This window comes from Vibrio qingdaonensis, assembly GCF_026191675.1.
Lineage (GTDB): Bacteria > Pseudomonadota > Gammaproteobacteria > Enterobacterales > Vibrionaceae > Vibrio > Vibrio qingdaonensis.
In genome coordinates, this window is record NZ_JAKRRY010000077.1 from 1 (window position 1) to 5,254 (window position 5,254).

Genomic DNA, 5,254 nt, shown 5'->3' on the forward strand with positions numbered 1-5,254 from the left:
AATAACCTTCTGACTCGTTCTCGGTTTTTGTTGAACCGTTCCCGTGTCAGCGAGGGTGCATTATAGAGATCCGAATCACATTGGCAAGCCCTAAAAGTCACTTTTTCAACTTTTTTTATCTGTCTGATTGTTTTTTATTCTTAATGGTTAAAAAACCGCTTAAAATCAGCATAAATCACATTACAAACTCTCAACTAAGAGATAAATATGACTTCAGTTCGTAGTTTCAAAGGAATTTGCCCGCAATTCGACTCTTCTGTCTATATAGATATGACTAGCGTTATCGTAGGAGATGTTCACCTTGGTAAGGATGTGAGCATTTGGCCATTCGTCTCTGCACGTGGCGATGTCAATCGTATTGAGATTGGAGACAGAACGAATATTCAAGACAACTCCGTCTTACATGTTACCCACAGAAATATGGATAACCCTGAGGGTTATCCATTATTAATTGGTAGTGATGTCACTATTGGTCATCAGGTTATGCTTCACGGCTGCACCATTCACGACCGCGTGTTGATTGGAATGGCTAGCATCGTATTAGATGGTGCCATCATTGAATCCGATGTAATGATTGGTGCGGGAAGTTTAGTTCCACCAAATAAGCGCCTCGAAAGGGGCTACCTATACGTGGGAAGCCCGGTAAAACAAATTCGTCCACTAACAGAAAAAGAAACCACATTTTTACAGACGTCATCAAACAATTATGTACAGAACAAAAATGACTACATTAATCATGTTGACGTTATTCGCTAGCCCACTTTAATATTACCTTGGTCATCGAAGTCCTCATCTTCAATGAGGGCTTCTGCGCACTCTTCAATATCAAACTGCGCTTTTTTATATGCTTCGATAGCCTCTTCTTCATTATTCACCCGCATAGAGGCTAACTGACCTAGCTTTTCAGCATCAATAGTACAAGTAATTAGCATGCCGGACTGATTGGCATGAAATGCTAATGTCTGCGTGAGGGAATTCCATACAATGTCATCAGAAAACAATATTGATTGATTCATTTTACTAACTTTCCAGATTTCTACGAAGTTCGCGCAAGATTTGTCGAGAGCCCGGGCGTAGCCCACGCCATAGCATGAAGCTTTCAGCGGCTTGCCCCACTAACATACCCAGTCCGTCATAAGTGACCGCAGCACCTGATTGACTGGCCCACTGATTGAATGTCGTTAGTCCTTGACCGTAGGCCATATCATAACTCACCGTCTGCGGACCAAAAATTGCGTGACTTATACTTGGACGTTCGTTGTACAGACTTGCAGATGTAGAGTTGATAACAACATCATAGCTTTTCGAAACACTCGACATTTCGATGGCATTGATAGCCCCAAAGCTGGAAAAAATACCCACTAAGTCTTCTGCTTTTCCAAAAGTGCGGTTGGTCAAGGTGATTGAGGACGGTTTTTGATCTAAAAGCGGTTTCAGCACACCACGAGCGGCTCCACCAGCCCCTATGACAAGAATTGATGCGCCCTCGAGCATCACTTGATGCTGTAATAAGTCCTGAACTAATCCTTCACCATCAGTATTGTCTCCAATGATCTCACCATCATCGACTTTCTTTAACGTGTTAACCGCTCCTGCCAATTGCGCTCTTTCTGTTAGGCGGCTTGCAAATTGATAAGCTTCTTCTTTAAAGGGGGCGGTGATGTTGCACCCTTTACCACCCTCATTAAAAAACACTTCAACTGCAGATATAAACTCTGTGTTATCCGGCTGCTGACGGCCATACTCCATATTTTGCGCAGTTTGCTTAGCAAACAAGGTATGAATAAAAGGAGATTTACTTTGAGTGATAGGATTTCCGAAAACAACATACTGATCTGGCTTGCTCATGTCCCTGCCTGCTGCATACTAAAGTGATATTAAAGACACTATCACTTCAGCATGCTTTCGCCAAGTTACCAGTCTCTTGGCTTCAAATAGTCCGAGTAAAGCGTCGCTTCTGGTGTATTTTCTTCAGGCTGATAACTATATTCCCAGCGCGCTAATGGTGGCATTGACATTAGTATCGACTCTGTCCGTCCGCCACTTTGCAAACCGAACAGAGTTCCACGGTCATAAACGAGGTTGAACTCGACATATCGACCACGGCGATAGAGTTGAAAGTCACGTTCACGTGAGCCAAACTCTAAACTCTTACGTTTATGCACTATCGGCAAGTACGCATCGAGGTAACCATTACCAACCGCCTGCATATACTGAAACGACTTATCAAAGCCCCACTGATTTAGATCATCAAAGAACAAGCCCCCAATACCGCGGGTTTCATTTCGGTGCGGTAAGAAGAAGTAGTCATCACACCACTTTTTGTGTTCGGCATAGACGTCATCGCCAAATGGCGCACATAAATCCTTAGCTACCTGATGCCAATGCTGACAGTCTTCCTCAAAAGGGTAAAACGGTGTTAAATCAAAGCCACCACCAAACCACCAGATGGGTGCTTCACCCTCTTTTTCTGCCACAAAAAAGCGCACATTGGCGTGCGATGTGGGCACATAAGGATTTTTGGGGTGCAACACTAAAGAGACTCCCATGGCTTCGAACTTGCGTCCCGCCAATTCTGGGCGGTGAGCGGTAGCAGACGCTGGCATTTTATCTCCAAAGACATGGGAAAAGTTTACGCCACCTTGTTCAAACACCCCGCCATCTTTAAGCACGCGACTTCGCCCGCCGCCGCCAAGTTCTCTTTGCCATTCATCTTCAACAAATTGCGCTACACCGTCTACGCTGGTTAGTTGTTCACAAATGGCATCTTGTAATTGCAACAAGAATGCTTTCACTTGATGTTTATCTACACCTGACATTGTCTATCGACCTCTCTACCCTTGCCTAATCATTTTCCCAGTTCTTGCGTCACGAATTTCGCTCGGGTTTTCACGCCCACCCACTTCACCATTAAGAATACCCGCTAGGCGCTCTCCAAGTTGAACCTTCACTTCATTTACCGTCATACATGAAGGCATACCGGTTAAGTTAGCGCTCGTCGATGTCACTGGCTTACCAAATTCTTGGCATAACGCTTGAACAAGAGCATGGTCGGTCACCCTTACTGCAATCGTATCAAACTGACCACTCAACCAAGGAGATACCTTTCTACTGGCTGGCATCACCCAAGTATAAGGGCCTGGCCAAGTAGAGAACACACGTTCAAGTTGCGTCTTGCTGAGTTGAGTCTCGTCAATATAGGGACGCAGCTGTTCATAGCTACTCGCAATTAAAATCAGACCTTTCTCTACAGGTCTTTCTTTTACCGCCAATAGCTTTTTAATCGCTTCTATGTTGTCCGGATCACAACCGACACCAAACACACCTTCTGTTGGATAAGCAATCACCTCACCCGACTTGAGCGTATCGACAATAGAGAGAACGTTATTCACTGCGCCTTCCTTCCCTTAAATCTAAACATTTTTTTTACAATTCACCGCACTATGCTCAAAAGCCAGTCTAGAATCCAGAAAAAAACCCAACTTTAACTCACGCAAACGTTTTCCTATGAAAAAAATACTCGTATAATGCGCGCAATTTAGTCCATTTGAACATGCTTTGAAGGAGCTTCGGATGAAAGTCGGTATTATTATGGGTTCAAAATCAGACTGGCCAACAATGCAACTGGCTGCTGATATGCTAGACCAATTTGGTGTGGAATATGAAACGAAAGTTGTTTCCGCTCACCGCACACCACAACTACTAGCAGACTACGCGACTTCTGCCAAAGAGCGCGGTATTTCCGTTATCATCGCAGGAGCTGGCGGTGCGGCACACCTTCCAGGTATGGCTGCAGCATTCACGAGCATTCCTGTATTAGGTGTGCCAGTGCAAAGTCGTGCACTAAAAGGAATGGACTCACTGCTCTCTATCGTTCAAATGCCAAAAGGCATTGCAGTCGGTACTTTAGCCATTGGTGAAGCTGGTGCTGCTAATGCGGGCATCCTAGCGGCCCAAATCATCGGCATTCACCAACCGGCGGTGATGGAAAAGGTCGAAGCATTCCGCCAAACACAAACGGATACTGTACTCGCAAACCCTGATCCATCAGAGGATTGATCATGAAGCACGTATTGGTTTTAGGAGCTGGTCAGTTAGCACGAATGATGGCTCTGGCTGGCGCACCTCTCAATATCAAGATATCGGCGTTTGACGTAAACAGCGAAGACATCGTCCACCCCTTAACACTTGAAGTGCTGGGTAACGGTTTACAGCAAGCTATCGACCTTGCTGACGTGATTACGGCTGAGTTTGAGCACATCCCGCTTGCAGTTTTAGACATCTGTGAAAAAAGTGGCAAGTTTCTCCCTTCGACGCAGGCGATCAAAGCCGGTGGTGATCGACGCATTGAAAAAGCGCTGCTTGATCAAGCAGGTGTAAAAAATGCCAAGTACGCCATTATCCGCTCACGACAAGATTTCGATACGGCCATTTCTCATGTCGGCTTGCCGATGGTGCTAAAAAGTGCGCTTGGTGGCTACGACGGTAAAGGTCAATGGCGGCTTAAATCCCTCGATAATGTCGAATCAATTTGGGCGGAAATGCTAGCGTGTATCGAGCAGTCAGAGAACCAAGCGATTGTCGCGGAAGAATTTGTCCCTTTTCAGCGTGAGGTCTCACTGATTGGCGCTCGTAATCAACAAGGTGATATTGCGATTTATCCTTTGGCGGAAAACGTGCATACCGACGGCGTATTAACGCTATCAACCGCGATTGATGAAACTGAGCTACAGCAACAAGCAGCCAAAATGTTCACCGCCGTTGCAGAGTCTCTCGATTATGTCGGCGTGCTGGCATTAGAGTTCTTTGACGTCAATGGTGCTCTACTCGTCAATGAAATTGCCCCGCGCGTGCACAATTCTGGACACTGGACACAACAAGGCGCCGATACTTGCCAATTTGAAAACCATTTACGTGCAGTATGTAACATGCCGCTTGGTTCAACACAGCTCACCCGCACAACGTCAATGGTCAACATCTTAGGCGAAGATTGCGTCCCAGAAGCGGTGCATCAGTTACCAGGCTGTCATGTACATTGGTATGGCAAAGAAAAACGAGCTGGGCGTAAGATGGGGCATATTAATGTATCAGCCTCTGACAACACAGAACTGAAAGCGACGCTCATTAAGCTCGCTGATGTTCTAGACCCTGCAGCCTTTCCGGCACTAAAGCCTGCGGCGCACGCTTTGTAGGCGCCCAAGCATACTCTCCGGTCAGTGATTATCTCACTCCAATAAAAAACGGCTCATTAAGA

7 protein-coding genes are annotated in these 5,254 nt (G+C 45.8%); 3 read left to right on the plus strand and 4 right to left on the minus strand.

What is annotated here, in order from left to right:
• The first annotated feature begins 207 nt into the window (after positions 1–207).
• Positions 208–756 (plus strand): gamma carbonic anhydrase family protein, encoded by a 549-nt coding sequence (locus MD535_RS24940; RefSeq protein WP_265677959.1) that lies wholly within the window; start codon positions 208–210, stop codon positions 754–756.
• Here MD535_RS24940 and MD535_RS24945 read toward each other — a convergent pair.
• The 4 genes from MD535_RS24945 to MD535_RS24960 all read right to left on the minus strand — a co-directional run bounded on the left by MD535_RS24945 (position 753) and on the right by MD535_RS24960 (position 3,392).
• A complete protein-coding gene (locus MD535_RS24945; RefSeq protein WP_265677960.1) occupies positions 753–1,016 on the minus strand; it encodes a DUF1488 family protein in 264 nt (87 codons plus the stop codon). The two genes, MD535_RS24940 and MD535_RS24945, sit on opposite strands and share 4 nt — an antisense overlap.
• Before the next feature lie 4 nt (positions 1,017–1,020).
• On the minus strand, positions 1,021–1,848 hold the full coding sequence (aroE, locus tag MD535_RS24950; protein ID WP_265677962.1) for a shikimate dehydrogenase: 828 nt from the start codon (positions 1,846–1,848) through the stop codon (positions 1,021–1,023).
• A gap of 65 nt (positions 1,849–1,913) precedes the next feature.
• Positions 1,914–2,819, minus strand: coding sequence for an oxygen-dependent coproporphyrinogen oxidase (gene hemF / locus MD535_RS24955; protein ID WP_265677963.1), 906 nt, complete (start codon positions 2,817–2,819; stop codon positions 1,914–1,916).
• A gap of 15 nt (positions 2,820–2,834) precedes the next feature.
• On the minus strand, positions 2,835–3,392 hold the full coding sequence (locus tag MD535_RS24960; protein WP_265677964.1) for an L-threonylcarbamoyladenylate synthase: 558 nt from the start codon (positions 3,390–3,392) through the stop codon (positions 2,835–2,837).
• 181 nt (positions 3,393–3,573) lie between these two features.
• Here MD535_RS24960 and purE point away from each other — a divergent pair, with 181 nt between their 5' ends.
• Together purE and MD535_RS24970 are read left to right on the plus strand one after the other, a co-directional pair.
• Positions 3,574–4,059 (plus strand): 5-(carboxyamino)imidazole ribonucleotide mutase, encoded by a 486-nt coding sequence (gene purE, locus MD535_RS24965; protein ID WP_265677965.1) that lies wholly within the window; start codon positions 3,574–3,576, stop codon positions 4,057–4,059.
• A gap of 2 nt (positions 4,060–4,061) precedes the next feature.
• Positions 4,062–5,192 (plus strand): 5-(carboxyamino)imidazole ribonucleotide synthase, encoded by a 1,131-nt coding sequence (locus tag MD535_RS24970; protein ID WP_265677967.1) that lies wholly within the window; start codon positions 4,062–4,064, stop codon positions 5,190–5,192.
• Positions 5,193–5,254: the final 62 nt, after the last annotated feature.